Genomic DNA, 14,105 nt, shown 5'->3' with positions numbered 1-14,105 from the left:
CAACCGCGTCGTCAGGCGGCTTCGACACCTACCCGGCAATCACCGTGCCCGCCTCGACGCGGTAGCTTCCGGAGAGCGCCAGGCTGGCCCAGACCTCCGGTCGGTTCGAGGTGGCAAGGATCTGCTCGGAGGCGGCGAGAGGGCGCCAGACCGCGGCCAGGCGGGCGGCGTCGAGCTCCGTGTCGGCGTCGTCGAGCAGCAGGAGTGGACGGCGACCGCGGCGGGCCAGGAGGCGTGCCTGGGCCGCCAGGAGCAAGAGACCGAGCGCCTTGCGCTCCCCCGCGGAGGCGACCCGTCGCGCCTCGTGCTCCTCCATGCGAATCTCGATCTCGTCGCGATGGGGTCCGAGAAGGGGAAGTCCGCGTCGGATCTCGCACTCGGTCGCGTCGGCGAGTGCCGCATGAAGTGCCGTTTCGCCCTCGAGCGCGGATTCGGGATTCGGTCGATAGGTCACAGCCAGGCCGAAATCGGCGAAGCCCGCCTCGGCGATGAGGGGCGTCAGCTCCTGCCGGAGCGCTTCGACGAGGTCGCTTCGCCCGGCGGCCAATGCTGCGCCCTCTCTGGCGAGAAGCTCGTTCCAGGCGTCGAGGCCCAGGCGTTCGCCCGCGGCGAGAAGCGCCCTCTTGGCCGCGAGGGCCTTTCCGTAGCGCGCCAGCGTGGCGAAGGAGGCGGGACGCCAGGCGATGAGGGCGCGGTCGAGGAAGCGGCGGCGAACTGCCGGCGGGCCGGCGAGGAGCGCTGACTCCGCCGCCGTCCAGGCGAGCACGGGTTGAACCGCCAGGTGCTCGGCAAGGGCGCTCTCCCGGCCGTCGAGGCGGCGATGGCGAGCTCCACCTCGCGCCCAACCGACTTCGAGGTGAGCCCGGCCGGTGTCGCCGGCGTCTCCGCCGAGATGGAAGCCGGCGGCGCCGTGCCGACAACAGTCGCCGAGTTGCGCCGTGCGAAAGCTGCGGGTGGTCGCGAGCAGGTAGACCGCTTCGAGGACCGTGGTCTTGCCGGCACCGTTGGGACCGAGCAACAACCGGGCGCCGGGACCCGGTTCGAACGTGAGCTGGGAGAAGTTCCGGAAATCGCGAAGCGTCAGGCGCTGCAGCACGCTCTCGCGCCTAGATCCGCATCGGCATGATGACGCACAGGTAGCGCTCGTCCTCGCCGCCGAGCGGCGATCCAAGGCACTGGCTGTTCTCGTCCTTGAGCTCGAAGAGGACCTTCTCCGTCTCGATCGCGTCGAGGAACTGGGCGAGGTAGTCGGGATTGAGCCCGAGCTTCAGCGCCTCGCCGGTGAGCTCACAGGCAACCGTCTCGCTGGCCTCGCCGAGATCCGGATTGGCGGCGACGACGGTGAGCTCGCCCGGGGCGAATTCGAGCCGAACGCCACGAGCACGTTCGCCGGTGATGAGCGCGACGCGGCGGACGGCGTCGGAGAGGGTACGGCGATCAACCACGACTTTCTTGTCGTTCTGTCGTCCGATGACCCGCTCGTAGTCCGGGAAGCTGCCTTCGAGGATCCGACAGGTCAGGTCGCGTCGACCGGCGGAGAAGACGAGGTGGTGCTCGCCACGGCGGAAGCGCAGGAGCTCCTCTCCCTCGAAGCGGAGGATCTCCTGCAGGGCCTTTCGGGGTACCAGCACTTGGTCTTCGGCCTTCGACGCAGCGACCGGCGCTTCGATGAGCGCCAAGCGGTGACCATCGGTGGCGACCAACTCGACGGCTCCCGGCTTGAGACGCAAGAGCGCCCCGGAAAGCTGGAATCGCGACTCCTCGCTGGAGACGGCAAAAAGGACCTTGCCGACCAGCCGGCGAAAACGGGCGAGCGGCAGCTCGACCTCGGCCCGCGGGTCGACCGTCGTGAGGGTCGGAAAGTCACTGGCAGGCAGTCCGTGGATGCGAAAACGCGCCGTGCCCGCATTGATCGCGAGCGAGCGGTCGTCCTCCCGAGCCAGCCGAATCTCCTCCCCGGGGGCCGAACGGACAATCTCGATGAACTTCTTGGCCTGGACCGCAATCGCCCCTTCCGAGAGCACCTCTCCGGTGACCCAGGAGGTCAGGGACACGTCGAGGTCGGTGGCGGCCAGGTGCAGGCGATCGCCGGAAACGGTCAAGAGGAGGTGCGAAAGGACCGGGATCGTGGTCCGACGTTCGACGATCCCCTGCATCGGCAGGAGCTCGGCCAGAAACTCATTTCGCTTGAGGCGGATTTCCATTCGCTCGACTCCGACGATAGGAAGGAGAAATATAACCCAAAGACCAGTCCCTAACAGCCGTTCCCCGCGGCGTTGCGGAAAGCCGAGCCAAGAATCGTCGATTCAGCAGTTTCGCCCCTCCGCCGAAGGTGGAACGAGGGTGTGGAGCGGCTGTGGAAATCGAGCGGGCCGTGCGCTTGGCCGGGAGCGCTCCACAGCTTTTCGACAGCTGCAACGGCCGCCTCAGGAGAAGTGCTGGATGAAGGTGTGGATGGTGCGGTCGAGGTCCGCGTCCCGCTGGCGAAGCTCACCGATCTTCTCGACCGAGTAGATGACCGTCGAGTGGTGCTTGTCGTTGAACTGTCGACCGATCTCCGGGTAGGAGAGGTCGGTCAGCTGTTTGCAGAGGTACATCGCCACCTGCCGAGGAAAGGCGAACTGTTTGGCGTTCGAGCGGCTCTTGATTTCGCTGACCTTCAGGCCGTAATGGCGGGCGACGAACTTGATGATCTCGGCGGCCGTCGTTCGCCGACCTTCTTCGGGGAGGATGTCGCGAAGGGTCTCTTTGGTCAGCTCGAGCGAAAGCGCGCGGCCGGTCAGGGAAGAGAAGGCGAGGACGCGGTTGAGCAACCCTTCGAGCTCACGGATGTTCGATTTGACCTGGCTGGCGATGAAAAGAGCGACCTCGTCGGGCAACGGCAGGCCGTCTTGCTCGGCCTTGCGGCGGAGGATGGCGACCTTCGTTTCGAGGTCGGGCGGCTGAATATCGGCAATCAACCCCCATTCGAAGCGGGAGCGTAGCCGTTCCTCCAGCGCCGGGATGTTCCTCGGCGAGGAATCGGACGAGAGGATGATCTGCTTCTGGCTGCTGTAGAGCGTGTTGAAGGTGTGGAAGAACTCTTCCTGGGTGCGTTCCTTACCGGCGAGGAACTGCACGTCGTCGACCAGGAGCACGTCACTGCTGCGCTGCCGTTCGCGAAAGTCGGGCATCCGGTTGTGGCGGATGGAGGCGATCAGGTCGTTGACGAACTGTTCGGCCGTCTGGTACGCGACGCGGAGCTCGGGGTGACGCTTGGCGATCTGGTGACCAATGGCGTGCAGCAGGTGGGTCTTGCCGAGTCCGACGCCTCCGTAGAGGAAGAGGGGGTTGTAGCTGTGGGCCGGGCTCTCGCCGACCGCTCGCGCCGCGGCGTGGGCGAACTGATTCGAGCTGCCGACGACGAAGCTCTCGAAGGAGTACTTCGGATTGAGGGCCGGACGCACCGGAGAGTCGACAGGCCGGCGTCGCTCCTCGACCTCGACGGCGACCGAGGCCGTCTCCCCTTGCGCCTCACGCCAGGTGCGGGTGACGAGGTCGAGGTATTCCTCCTCGAGGGTGTGACGGAATCTCGCATTCGGGGCGAGCAGGAGCAGATTCGAACCGTCGACCCTGGCCTGAAGGGGGGCAAGCCAGGTGTCGAACTCCTCGCCGTCGACCAACTCCGCGAGGCGCGAGCGCAACAACTCCCAGGGGGACTCGATCATCGTCAAAGCCGAACTCCACAGCATTTCCACAGATTGTGGAAAAAAGAGCGGGGCAGCGGAGGCGCCCGCGCGGTGTCCCTCCGAGGTGGGCTGGCGAGCATAGCACGGGGTGGAAAAGGCGCATCCCGCCAGCGTGTGGTGGATCGCCCGGGGACGTGGTCGTGCCAGATCGGGACGGTCGGCAGAGGCCGTAAGCCAAAGTGACCGAACAGGTATTCGGTAAGGGAGGCGACCGGCCGGGGTTCGTAAGTGAAAGAAGGGAAAACGCTTACTTCTTCGGGGCGAGCCGCCAGAAGCGGCGGCGGATGGCTGAGCGACGGGTGGCACGCGGTTTGCGTTGGAGATGGGCACAGCACAGTTGGTTCGTGGGGAGGTCCCGCATTCCAGTTTTAGGAATCCCACCTCAAACCTCGAGACCCTACGGGTCTCCACCCCTCAACGAACAACTCGCCAAAATCCCCTAATTCCACAGGGGTTGAGCCACAGACGACCCACCACAGACCGGGACCTCCCCCCTAGACCAAGGGCGGGGCTTACGAGCCCCGCCCTTGGTTTTTCAGCCGGGTCGCGATACGAAGGCCGGGTGTCGAGCGCGGCATCACGACTTCTCTCCTGGTATCGGTCCCGTCAACGGGATCTCCCGTGGCGTAGAAACCGGGATCCCTACCGCGTCCTCGTCGCCGAGGTCATGCTGCAGCAGACGCAGGTGGCGACGGTGGTGCCGCGGTACGAGAGCTTCCTCGAACGGTTCCCGGACGTCGAGTCTCTCGCGGCGGCGAGCGAGGAGGAGGTTCTCGCCGCCTGGAGCGGCTTGGGCTACTACCGCCGAGCCCGCCAGCTCCGCACCGCGGCCGCGGAGATCGTTGCGCGTCCCAACGGTTTTCCCCGCGAGTCCTCCGAGCTCTTGAAGCTCTCCGGTCTGGGTGAGTACACAGCGGCAGCGGTGGCGAGCATCGCCTTCGGAGAGTGCGTGCCCGTCGTCGACGGCAATGTTGAGAGGGTGATGGCGCGGCGGCTCGGCCTCGCGGAGCCGGTCGACCGCGCCGCGGTTCGAAGACGCATCCGAGAGGCGGCTGCGACGATGCTCGTCGAGGGCGCGGCCGGGGACTCCAACCAGGCGCTCATGGAGCTCGGGGCGACAGTCTGTCGACCGCGCGGTCCGCTTTGCGGCGAGTGCCCGGTGGCGGGCGACTGCGAGGGGTTCCGGCTTGGCGTTCCGGAGCGCTTTCCGGTCAAGTCGGCGCGGCGAGCGCGGGAGCCTCTGCGACTGCTGTCGGTCTGGGTCGAAGAGGATGGGGCCTTGCTGCTCTTCCGCCGGTCATTGGGCGAAGAGTGGCTGGCGGGGATCTGGGAGCTGCCCACCGTGGGTTTGGAGGAAGCAAGTGAGTCCCGACTCGCGAGCCGGTACGGAGGGCGGTTCGAGCTCGGCGGAAGGCTTGGTTCGTATCGCCACGCCATCACCTACCGCGACGTGACGGTCGAGCTGGCGCGCGGGCGATGGCTCGAGCGAGGGGAGGGAAACGGCGGCCCGGAGGCGAAGTGGTTCGCGCGTGAAGAACTCGCGGGAGCAGCTCTTTCGGCGATGGTGTCGAAGGCGGCGGCGATCGTCCGGCGTCGAGGGGCGATCGCCTGAGGCTCAGGGGGTCTGAACGCCCGAAGGGAGCGATCCGGATCCGCCAGCGAGGATGTACCAACCGACGATCTTGTCGTCGAGCTCGCGCAGGCGCTTCGAGACGAGCGAAGCGAGGAGGCGGAGGAGGCGGAGCGACGAGACCTTGTGGGGATCGAGCAGGCCCTCGACGACATCGTGCGGGATGCGCAGGACGACGGCGCCGCCTTCATGCGCCTTGGCGTCGGCCGACCGCGGCTGATTGTCGATGAGCGCCATCTCGCCGAAGTAGTCACCCCGGTCGAGAAACGCCAGCGCCTCTTCTCCGGCGCCGGCGATGAACTTGCTGATCATCACCCGGCCGGAGAGGACGACGTACATGGCGTCACCGGGATCTCCTTCGCGGAAGAGGACCTCACCCGGGGCGACTTTGCGCTCACGCGAAAGCGAGGTCAGGAAGTTGATCTCCATCGGCGAGAGCTTCTGCTCCTGGAAGAGGTGACGCTTCGTCGAGAGATCGACGTGAAACTCGCCCGGAGGTGGAACTGAAGGCGCGGAGGGTCGAAGCGGGGCGGCGCTGCCCTGTCCGAAGAACCGGCCGAGATTGTCGTTGGTTCGTCGGAGCTTCCCGGAGAGGCTCTTCCAGAAGGTCCAGAAGAGGGCGAGCGCCAGGCGCTGGTCCTTGTCGGTCACGGCGGCGATCGCCACGGGGTTCAGAACGAGAAGCTCTGTGGGTGTCTCGCCGAAGGCATCGCCGGAGCGCGCGACCGCATCGACGAAGCTCGCCTCACCGAAAAGGTCGCCTTCCGAGAGTTGGGCCAGCGCGAACTTGCCGTAGGGGGTCTCGCGTTGGATGCGCACGCGCCCCTTTTCGACGATGTAGGCGTCCTGTGTCGGGTCTCCCTCTTTAACCACCGTGACAGCGGCAGGGTAGCGGACACGTGCGATCCCGCTGGCGAGCTTCTCGAGCTGGGAGTCGCTGAAATGGGAGAACAGGGGCATCCCACGCAAGCTTTCGCCGATGCGCTTCAAGGTGGGCCGATTCTAACAGGGGCGCGCCGGCCCCAGGCCTCCCGAAGCGCCGGTAAGATGGGCCCACGATGCCGACCTATCGCCTCACCGTCGAGTACGAAGGAACCCGCTACCGCGGCTGGCAGGAGCAGAAGAACGCGCGAACCGTGGCGGGCGAGCTGCGGAGCGCCCTCGAGGGCGTCCTGGGCGAGTCCGTCGACCTGGGCGGTGCAGGGCGAACGGACGCGGGTGTCCACGCGCTGGCCCAGACCGCTCACCTTCGTTGCCGGGTTGCGATGGATCCTTCCGAGCTTCTCTTTCAGGTCAACGAGGCGCTGCCGCCGGACATCAACCTGTTGGCACTCTCCCCTGCCGCTCGAGACTTTCACGCGCGCCATTCCGCGGTCTCGCGAAGCTATCTGTACCAGGTGGCTCGCCGTCGGACGGCCTTCGCCAAACGCCACGTCTGGTGGGTGCGGGCAGCGCTGGATGGGGAGCGCCTGGCTCGCGAGGCGCAGGCTGCCGTGGGGCGTCACGACTTCGCTCGTCTGGCAGAGCGGTCGGCAGCCCAGGACAGCACGGAGGTTGTCGTCGAGCAGGTTCGGGTTGCCGAGGTCGGGGATCTGCTGCTGATCCGGATCGTCGCGTCGCACTTCCTCTGGAAGATGGTGCGGCGGCTGGTCGGGACGTTGGTTCGCGTCGCGGCGGGCAACCTGCCGCCGGGAACCCTCGCCGCGCTGCTCGCCGACGACGCGCGGACGGCGACACTCAACCCGGCCGAGTGGACGGCACCGCCTTCGGGCCTCTTTCTCGAGCGGGTGATCTACCCCGGAGATCCCGCGCTCGGGGTGCTGCGCGCCGCGACACCCGTGGGCGAGGTTCCGTCGCGAGCTCGCCCGGCCAAGGGAGAATCCGCGACCGGTTGATCGCGGAAGTCAGAGAAGCTCGAGCTGGGGCGAAGCGAGGCGCGCGAAGACTTCGGCTTCGGCGTGAGCGAGCCAGCCGTCGCGGTCGCTCGGATCGAGCGCCAGGACGGGCAGAGAACGGGAGGCCAACTCCTGATCCAGCCGACGTTCGACCGCCTCCTGGAAGGCGGGATCCGAGGCGCGGATGCCGTCCGGCGAGGGGTCCTCGACAATCGGCACGTGGACCAGAAGGTCGTAACTCGACAGCCAGTGCGAGACGAGATCATCGAGTCCCTGCTGGCGCCCGGCGGCGAGGAGGAGGTAGACGTAGTTGTCGAGCACGCTTCGGTCGCACAGCACGACCGGATAGCGCGCCGCCGCAACGAGCTCTTCGGCGATCTGCGTGTGGAGGATCCAGGCCTGGGCGGCGACGGTGGTCGCCTCGTTGATGGGAAGGGGGCAACGGCGGGCGACCTCGTGGACGATCTCCAGCGAGATGTCGCGCGCTTTCAGGCGAGCGGCGAGGCCGTAGCAGAGCGTCGTCTTGCCGACGCCATGCGTGCCGATGAAGGCGATCTTGAAGTGCTCGACGGGAGGCATTGAGATTGCATTCTAGGCGGGACGTGAGCGAAAACGACGCGGTTTCCCTCGTGACACCTCCCGAATCAGTGCCAGATCGGCCAACGAGTCGCCTGGCCGCACTGTGGCGTGAGTGGATTCGGCCACTCCTCGCGATGGTGATGTTCCTCTCGGCATTCCGCTCGGCCGTGGCCGACTGGAACGACGTGCCGACGGGTTCGATGAAGCCGACGATTCTCGAAGGGGATCGGGTCTTTGTCGACCGGCGGGCCTATGACCTCAAGGTTCCGTTCACCCACCGTCATCTCGCCGAGTGGGCGGAGCCCCGTCGGGGAGACGTCGTCGTGTTCACGTCGCCGGAGACGGGAGAGCGTCTCGTCAAGCGGGTCGTCGGGGTCCCCGGCGATCGGCTCCTGCTCTCGGCCAACCGGCTCTCGATCAATGGGGCCTGGGCTGCCTATTCGCCACTCGGGCCGGGATCGATTGCCGGCGACGATGGGTCGGCAATCGGCTCGTCGCGCCTTCTGCTCGAGACGATGGGGGCATCCGCCCACCCCGTGCTGGTCGGCGAGCGCGGCTCGGAGCGGAGCAGTTTCGGCCCCGTCGTGGTGCCTGCGGGGAGCTACTTCATGATGGGTGACAACCGGGATCGCAGCCGCGACTCGCGCTGGTTCGGAGCGGTGCCGCGGGCGAACATCCTGGGGCGGGCGGTCGCCGTGGTGGCCTCGCTCGACTACGAGCGGGGTTACCGTCCGCGGCCGGCGCGATTCTTCTCCGCCTTGCGCTAGCTTGCGGCGAGGCCGCGTCAGCTCGCCGGGCCGGGGAGGCCGGCGAGGACCGTCTCGAGACGATCGAGAGCGTCGGAGAGCTGACGTTCGCTGATGACGAGGGGTGGCACGATCTGGGCAACGCGTCCTTCGGGGCCCCCGGCAAGCCAGAGAACACCGCGGGCGAGCGCCTCGGAGACGGCATGCGCGGCACCTGCATGGGAGTGGAGCTCGACGCCCCAGACGAGGCCACGCCCGCGGATTTCGTGGACGGCGGCAAAACGAGAGGGCCAAGCGGCAAGGCGCGGACCGATCGCACGGCCGAGCCGAGCGGCGCGCTGCGGGAGAGCCTCCTGGTCGAGCACGCCGAGGGTCGCGAGAGCCGCGGCGCACGCCAGCGGGTGGGCGACGAAGGTCCCGGTGTGGAGGGCCTCGCCGCCGCGGTTCCAGGCTGCCATCAACTCTCGCCGGCCGATCACCGCGGCGATCGGTAGCCCGCCGCCGAGGGCTTTGCCGCAGGCGAGGAGATCGGGTCGTACCGTCTCGTCTTCGACCGCGAAGAGGGCTCCTGTTCTCCCGAAGCCCGTGAAGACCTCGTCTGCGACGAGGAGGGTACCCCTCGCCCGGCAGAGCCTCGACAGTGCCGACAGCCATCCGGTCGGTGGAAGGAGGATGCCTTCTCGCCCGACGATCGGCTCGACGACGACGGCGGCGAAGGGTGGTCCGTCGTCGAGGCGCGTCGTGAGGTCGGCGAGTGGCGCGCCGAAAGGAAGCCGCTCGACGGTGCGCGAGAGGTGGTGGGCGAAGGGCAGGCGAAAGGCCTCGCGAGACGAGAGTGCGAGCGCGCCGAGCGTCAGCCCGTGGTAGGAGGGCGTGAACGCCAGGATCCGCTGGTGGCCGGTCGCGAGGATGGCGGTCTTGAGGGCGACTTCGAGAGCGTCGGCACCAGAGACGGCGAAGTAGACCGTGGGGTCGTCGACGGGTGCGAGGGCCGAGAGTCGCTCGGCGAGGTCGATGCGCAGGCGGTGCGGGTGAACATCCGCGAGGCCATGAAGTAGACGCCCGGACTGGCGGCGGACGGCGGCGACGACGGCCGGATGACGGTGTCCGACTGCGGCGACGCCGAACCCGGAGGTCAGGTCGACGAAGCGGTTTCCGTCGACGTCGAGGACATTGCTCCCGCGTGCCTCCTCCCAGACGAGGCTCGAGAGGCCGGCCCCGAGGGTGTTGATTCCGGGAGCCTCCGCAACCCCGAGGCGTTGCGAGAGTCGTCGGGAACGGGGACCCGGCGCGTCGGTGAGGAGGCGGGGGAGAAGGTCGCCTCGGGTGAGGCGGGCCACGGAGCCTAGACCTCCCGCCGGCCGGCAAGCGACCTGGCGAGAGTGACCTCGTCGGTGAACTCGATGTCGCCGCCGACCGGCATCCCGAAAGCGAGTCGCGTGACACGATCGACCCGGCCACGCAGCAGTCGGGCGAGGTAGAGCGCGGTGGCCTCGCCCTCGACGTTCGGGTTGGTTGCGAGCACGACCTCGTCGACGCCTTCGAGTCGCGCCAAAAGCTGGTCGATGGCGAGATCCGCTGGACCGATGCCGCGCTGCGGGGAGAGTGCGCCGAGCAGGACGTGGTAGAGACCGTGATATTCGCCAGTGCGCTCGAGCGGCTGGAGGTTGAAGGGCTCCTCGACGACACAGAGTCGCGTGCGGTCGCGATCCGGGTCCGAGCAGAAGCGGCAGGGATCGACGGCGGTGATGGCGTTGCAGGTGGAGCAGTGAAAGAGCTGCTCTTTGACCTCGGTGATCGCGGCAGCGAGCTCACGCGCCTGCCCAGCGGAGACGCGGAGGAGGTGGTGCGCGAGGCGTGTCGCGGTTTTGGGTCCGATCCCGGGAAGACGCGAGAGCTCTCCGACGAGTCGGGCGAGCGGGTCGGCCGAGCTCATCGGACGTCGATCAGCCGAGCATTCCGGGCATGCCGCCGGAGAAGGCGCCGAGTCGGCTTTGCATGGCCTCGTCGACCTTGCGCCCGGCCTCGTTGACCGCCGCGAGGATGAGGTCCTGGAGCATTCCGGGGTCCGCCGGATCGAGCACTTCGGCGTCGATCCGGACGGCGAGCAGGTTCTTGTGCCCGCTCATGCGGACGGTCACCATGCCGCCACCAACCGACGCCTCGACCTCGAGCTCGGCGAGCTCGCGCTGCATCCGCTCCTGCATCTCCTGGGCCTGTCGCATCAATTTCTGGATGTTCATCGCGGTCCTTCCGAAGGTTCGTCGGCGTCAACATTCGCCACGCGTCCGCCGAAGATCTCGAGAACGGCCTGGACGGCAGGGTGTTGGGCGGCCTGGGCAAGCTCAGGGGTGGGGGTGGGCGGGACGCCGGACGCCCCGGGGTTCGCGGGTCGGCGCGCTGGACTCGCACTCGAGGGAGCCGTCTCCACGCGCCAAGCGGCTCCCTCGCCCCAGACCGCAGTCGCAGCCTCCTCGAGGAGACGGCGATTGGCGTCCCGGTTGAGTCCCGCGACGATCAGGTCTTCTCCGGGCTCGACCGAGAGAACGAGAGTTCGGCCGTCGAGACGAAGATGCGAGGCGTTCTCGACCTGGGCGGCGAGGCTCGGGCGGCGCTTCGAAAGCTCCTCGAGGAAGCGACGGACGCCGCCATCGTCGGCGGCTGCGGGCTTCGGTGGCTCCGGGGCGGGGCGGAACTCGATCGGCGGAGTCGTTGCGGGTCCCGGTGCGGCCGCTTGGAGTGTGGAGAGAGGCCTTGCGGCGTCGGTTGGCGCTGGGCGAGGGCCCGGGCGCGGGATCGGCGGCGGAGCCTTCGGAGTCTCGACATTGCGCCCGGCAAGAACCGCCTCGAGATCGAGGAGCTTCGGGAGCTCCGCGGCCCGCAGCCACGCGACTTCGCAGGCGAGGCTGCCGGAGTCGCTTCGGCGCACGGTGGGTTCCGCCTGGATGAGCAGGTGGAGAACGCGCAAGAGGTTCTCGTAGCCGGCGCGCCGGGCGAGGGCGGCGAGCTGTTGCGACTCGTCGAGCGGGAGGTCGACATCCTCCGGCTTGGTGCCCAGGGCGAGGCGGACGGCGTCACGGCAGTAGGCGAGGAAATGAGCGAAGACCTGGCGCGGGTCCCACCCCTCTTCGGCGACGCGGGCGCTGGCGGCGAGGACCGAGACCGGATCCCCGTCGACGACCGCGACGAGGAGTCGATGGAAGAGGGCGGTGTCGAGGCCCCCGAGAAGTCGCGCGGCGTCCTCGTCGGAGATCCTCTTGCCGCCGAAGGTCGCCAGCTGGTCGAGGAGAGCGACGGCATCGCGCACGCTGCCTTCGCCGGCGCGGGCGATGAGGCGCAAGGCCACCGAGGAGGCCTCGATCTCCTCCTGGTGACAGAGCGTGGCGAGGTGGTCGGCGACCTCTTGGGCGGAGACGCGGCGGAAATGGAACTCCTGGCAGCGGGAGAGGATGGTCGCCGGGACAGCGTCGATCTCGGTGGTGGCGAAGATGAAAACGAGGTGCGGAGGCGGCTCTTCGACGATCTTGAGCAGGGCGTCGAAGGCCTGACGGGAAAGGCGGTGGACCTCGTCGAGAACGACGACCTTGAAGCGGTCGCGGCTCGGGCCGTAGCGCAAGCTCTCGGTGAGCTCGCGGATCTGCTCGACTTTCGAATAGGTGGCCGCGTCGATTTCGAGGACGTCGAGATCGGCGCCGGCGGTGATCTCTCGGCAGGGCAGGCAGTCGTTGCACGGTCCGTTCGCCGGACCGCGCTCGCAATTCAGAGCCTTCGCGAAGACGCGGGCGACGGTGGTCTTGCCGACCCCGCGGATGCCGGCGAAGAGGTAGGCCTGGGCGATCCGGCCCTCTTGGAGGGCATTGCGCAGGGCGGTGACGACGGGCGCCTGACCGATCAGCGTCGCGAAGTCTTGCGGGCGCCACTTGCGGGCGAGAACTTGGTAGGCCATGGGGTGAAGGGCTTGAGCAGCGGTCGACGGAGGGCTCCGGCCGATCTGCGGCACCCGGCGCGAAGACCTTATCGCTGCTCCCTTCCGGGCCTGACGAGGTTCGGAACCGGCCGGTGCACAGGACCCGAGCCCTCCGTCGATCGCTGCGGGCGCATCGTAGTGCCGTGGCGGGCGAGTGTAAAGGTGGCAGCCGCCGGGAGGGCTTGGTTCGCAGGGCAGGGGTGCGCTACAATCCGCCGTTCCGCAGGGCCGGGCGGCAATGAATGACCACGAATGGATGGAATTGGCCCTGGCGGAAGCCGAGAAGGCGAGCCGATTGGGAGATGTGCCCGTCGGTGCCGTCGTCGTGCGTGGTGGCGAGGTTCTGAGCCAGGCGCACAACCGGCGGGAGGTCGACCAGGACCCGCTGGGGCATGCAGAGTTGTTGGCGATTCGGCTCGCCGCCAACCGGCTCGGAAGTTGGCGACTCGTCGGTTGTTCGCTTTTCGTGACCCTCGAGCCTTGCGCGATGTGTGCGGGTGCGCTGGTCGCCAGTCGGGTCGAGCGGTTGGTGTTTGGTGCGTGGGACCCGAAGGCTGGATACTGTGGGACGCTTGGAAACTTGGTTCAGGACGAGCGGCTCAACCACCGGCTGGAGGTGGTGGCAGGTGTTTGCGAGGCCGAGTGCGCAGCGCAGTTGAAGCGGTTTTTTGCGGCGCTGCGGACGGGCTAGGTTCTTTGTCAGGACGGAGAGGTGACCGAGCGGTCGAAGGTGCACGACTGGAAATCGTGTGTAGGGGAAACTCTACCGTGGGTTCGAATCCCATCCTCTCCGCCAGAAGTTGTGGCCAGGTCTTCGCGGCGGGATCCGATGGTCTCGTGCGTCGGCCTGGATTGATATCGAGTTGAGGAGAGACCGGAGAGGTGCCGGAGTGGTCGATCGGGGCGGTCTCGAAAACCGTTGTACCTGCAAGGGTACCGTGGGTTCGAATCCCACCCTCTCCGCCAACTCGACTTTTCATCCCCGGGAGTGGTCCGGGCGGTTCGAGTAGAAAGGTGGTTCGACGTGAAGCGGACGTTCCAGCCGAACAAGCGGCGCCGGAAGCGGACTCACGGGTTTCTGAAGCGGATGAGCACGCGGGACGGGCAGGCGGTCCTCGCGCGGCGTCGGCGTAAGGGTCGGAAGCGCCTGACGGTGTGATGGCCGAGTTGCCGCGGGCGGCGGTCGACGAGCGGCTGCCGCGGACGGCGCGCCTGCGCCTCCGCCCCGAGTTCGAGCGCTGCTATCGCGAAGGGCGGCGACTGCATGCCGGAGGCTTTACCCTTCACTGGTTGGCGGGCGAGGCCGAGCGCTCTCGGGTCGGTGTGACCGCGTCACGGAAGGTTGGCGACTCGGTCACCCGTCACCGGTTGAAGCGGTGGGCGCGCGAGGTTTTCCGGCGGTCGGTCGCTCGCCCTGCTCTGGGCGCTTGCGATCTTGTGGTGCATTTCAAAGCGGGTACCGCGCCCGCAAGATTCGAGGCGTTTCGCGACGACTTCGAGCGGCTCCTGGTCGAGGTCGGTCGGCGGCGGATTCGCCGGTGATCGCGCGTGGGCTCGCCG

General features: G+C 67.8%; 15 protein-coding genes, 2 tRNA genes and 1 other RNA gene. 8 read left to right on the top strand and 10 right to left on the bottom strand.

Annotation, left to right across the window (positions count from 1 at the left end):
• Window positions 1–28: 28 nt before the first annotated feature.
• The 3 genes from recF to dnaA all read right to left on the bottom strand — a co-directional run bounded on the left by recF (window position 29) and on the right by dnaA (window position 3,707).
• Window positions 29–1,096 (bottom strand): DNA replication and repair protein RecF, encoded by a 1,068-nt coding sequence (recF, locus tag IPJ17_03845; protein ID QQR74731.1) that lies wholly within the window; start codon window positions 1,094–1,096, stop codon window positions 29–31.
• Between the two features lie 10 nt (window positions 1,097–1,106).
• Window positions 1,107–2,204: a DNA polymerase III subunit beta gene (dnaN, locus tag IPJ17_03840; GenBank protein ID QQR74730.1), complete on the bottom strand. Its 1,098-nt coding sequence runs from the start codon at window positions 2,202–2,204 to the stop codon at window positions 1,107–1,109.
• A 222-nt stretch (window positions 2,205–2,426) separates the two neighbouring features.
• Complete coding sequence (dnaA, locus tag IPJ17_03835) at window positions 2,427–3,707, bottom strand: chromosomal replication initiator protein DnaA (GenBank protein QQR74729.1); 1,281 nt, start codon at window positions 3,705–3,707, stop codon at window positions 2,427–2,429.
• A 688-nt stretch (window positions 3,708–4,395) separates the two neighbouring features.
• On the opposite strand from dnaA, the gene IPJ17_03830 reads away from it, so the two are divergent.
• Entirely contained in the window at window positions 4,396–5,340 is a 945-nt protein-coding gene (locus IPJ17_03830; protein QQR74728.1) for an A/G-specific adenine glycosylase, read from the top strand.
• A gap of 3 nt (window positions 5,341–5,343) precedes the next feature.
• Here the strand turns inward: IPJ17_03830 and IPJ17_03825 are convergent, their stop codons facing one another.
• Window positions 5,344–6,318: a cyclic nucleotide-binding domain-containing protein gene (locus tag IPJ17_03825; protein ID QQR74727.1), complete on the bottom strand. Its 975-nt coding sequence runs from the start codon at window positions 6,316–6,318 to the stop codon at window positions 5,344–5,346.
• A gap of 98 nt (window positions 6,319–6,416) precedes the next feature.
• Between IPJ17_03825 and truA the strand changes: the two genes are divergently transcribed.
• Window positions 6,417–7,253: a tRNA pseudouridine(38-40) synthase TruA gene (gene truA, locus IPJ17_03820; GenBank protein QQR74726.1), complete on the top strand. Its 837-nt coding sequence runs from the start codon at window positions 6,417–6,419 to the stop codon at window positions 7,251–7,253.
• Window positions 7,254–7,262: 9 nt separating this feature from the next.
• Here truA and IPJ17_03815 read toward each other — a convergent pair whose 3' ends face one another.
• Window positions 7,263–7,832, bottom strand: a complete 570-nt coding sequence (locus IPJ17_03815; protein QQR74725.1) for an ATP-binding protein — start codon at window positions 7,830–7,832, stop codon at window positions 7,263–7,265.
• A 134-nt stretch (window positions 7,833–7,966) separates the two neighbouring features.
• Between IPJ17_03815 and lepB the strand changes: the two genes are divergently transcribed.
• Entirely contained in the window at window positions 7,967–8,599 is a 633-nt protein-coding gene (lepB, locus tag IPJ17_03810; GenBank protein ID QQR74724.1) for a signal peptidase I, read from the top strand.
• Window positions 8,600–8,616: 17 nt separating this feature from the next.
• On the opposite strand, the gene IPJ17_03805 is transcribed toward lepB, so the two are convergent.
• The 5 genes from IPJ17_03805 to ffs form a co-directional block, all read right to left on the bottom strand.
• Window positions 8,617–9,918: an aminotransferase class III-fold pyridoxal phosphate-dependent enzyme gene (locus IPJ17_03805; GenBank protein ID QQR74723.1), complete on the bottom strand. Its 1,302-nt coding sequence runs from the start codon at window positions 9,916–9,918 to the stop codon at window positions 8,617–8,619.
• A gap of 5 nt (window positions 9,919–9,923) precedes the next feature.
• A complete protein-coding gene (gene recR, locus IPJ17_03800) occupies window positions 9,924–10,514 on the bottom strand; it encodes a recombination protein RecR (GenBank protein QQR74722.1) in 591 nt (196 codons plus the stop codon).
• Window positions 10,515–10,524: 10 nt separating this feature from the next.
• On the bottom strand, window positions 10,525–10,821 hold the full coding sequence (locus tag IPJ17_03795; GenBank protein ID QQR74721.1) for a YbaB/EbfC family nucleoid-associated protein: 297 nt from the start codon (window positions 10,819–10,821) through the stop codon (window positions 10,525–10,527).
• Window positions 10,818–12,524, bottom strand: coding sequence for a DNA polymerase III subunit gamma/tau (gene dnaX / locus IPJ17_03790; protein QQR74720.1), 1,707 nt, complete (start codon window positions 12,522–12,524; stop codon window positions 10,818–10,820). The genes IPJ17_03795 and dnaX overlap by 4 nt, the downstream gene beginning before the upstream one ends.
• 31 nt (window positions 12,525–12,555) lie before the next feature.
• Window positions 12,556–12,654: signal recognition particle sRNA small type (gene ffs, locus IPJ17_03785), an RNA gene on the bottom strand.
• Between the two features lie 129 nt (window positions 12,655–12,783).
• Between ffs and IPJ17_03780 the strand changes: the two genes are divergently transcribed.
• From IPJ17_03780 to rnpA, 5 genes are all read left to right on the top strand, one after another.
• Window positions 12,784–13,236 (top strand): nucleoside deaminase, encoded by a 453-nt coding sequence (locus IPJ17_03780; GenBank protein ID QQR74719.1) that lies wholly within the window; start codon window positions 12,784–12,786, stop codon window positions 13,234–13,236.
• Window positions 13,237–13,251: 15 nt separating this feature from the next.
• Window positions 13,252–13,341 (top strand) — tRNA-Ser (locus tag IPJ17_03775).
• 80 nt (window positions 13,342–13,421) lie between these two features.
• Window positions 13,422–13,511: transfer RNA gene (locus tag IPJ17_03770), tRNA-Ser, on the top strand.
• Window positions 13,512–13,569: 58 nt separating this feature from the next.
• Entirely contained in the window at window positions 13,570–13,704 is a 135-nt protein-coding gene (gene rpmH / locus IPJ17_03765) for a 50S ribosomal protein L34 (GenBank protein QQR74718.1), read from the top strand.
• Window positions 13,704–14,087: a ribonuclease P protein component gene (gene rnpA / locus IPJ17_03760; protein QQR74717.1), complete on the top strand. Its 384-nt coding sequence runs from the start codon at window positions 13,704–13,706 to the stop codon at window positions 14,085–14,087. The genes rpmH and rnpA overlap by 1 nt, the downstream gene beginning before the upstream one ends.
• Window positions 14,088–14,105: the final 18 nt, after the last annotated feature.

The sequence above is a fragment of the Holophagales bacterium genome, assembly GCA_016699405.1.
Classification (GTDB): domain Bacteria; phylum Acidobacteriota; class Thermoanaerobaculia; order Multivoradales; family JAGPDF01; genus JAAYLR01.
The sequence above is the reverse complement of the archived record's forward strand: the minus strand, read 5'-3'. Positions and strand labels throughout refer to the sequence as shown.

Bases quoted from the DNA above. Each gene is read 5' to 3' on its own strand.
- dnaX (QQR74720.1), bottom strand. From the start codon at position 12,524: ATGGCCTACCAAGTTCTCGCCCGCAAGTGGCGCCCGCAAGACTTCGCG.
- lepB (QQR74724.1), top strand. From the start codon at position 7,967: ATGGTGATGTTCCTCTCGGCATTCCGCTCGGCCGTGGCCGACTGGAAC.
- dnaA (QQR74729.1), bottom strand. From the start codon at position 3,707: ATGATCGAGTCCCCCTGGGAGTTGTTGCGCTCGCGCCTCGCGGAGTTG.
- rnpA (QQR74717.1), top strand. From the start codon at position 13,704: ATGGCCGAGTTGCCGCGGGCGGCGGTCGACGAGCGGCTGCCGCGGACG.
- IPJ17_03795 (QQR74721.1), bottom strand. From the start codon at position 10,821: ATGAACATCCAGAAATTGATGCGACAGGCCCAGGAGATGCAGGAGCGG.
- IPJ17_03815 (QQR74725.1), bottom strand. From the start codon at position 7,832: ATGCCTCCCGTCGAGCACTTCAAGATCGCCTTCATCGGCACGCATGGC.
- IPJ17_03825 (QQR74727.1), bottom strand. From the start codon at position 6,318: ATGCCCCTGTTCTCCCATTTCAGCGACTCCCAGCTCGAGAAGCTCGCC.
- IPJ17_03830 (QQR74728.1), top strand. From the start codon at position 4,396: ATGCTGCAGCAGACGCAGGTGGCGACGGTGGTGCCGCGGTACGAGAGC.
- recR (QQR74722.1), bottom strand. From the start codon at position 10,514: ATGAGCTCGGCCGACCCGCTCGCCCGACTCGTCGGAGAGCTCTCGCGT.
- IPJ17_03780 (QQR74719.1), top strand. From the start codon at position 12,784: ATGAATGACCACGAATGGATGGAATTGGCCCTGGCGGAAGCCGAGAAG.
- dnaN (QQR74730.1), bottom strand. From the start codon at position 2,204: ATGGAAATCCGCCTCAAGCGAAATGAGTTTCTGGCCGAGCTCCTGCCG.
- truA (QQR74726.1), top strand. From the start codon at position 6,417: ATGCCGACCTATCGCCTCACCGTCGAGTACGAAGGAACCCGCTACCGC.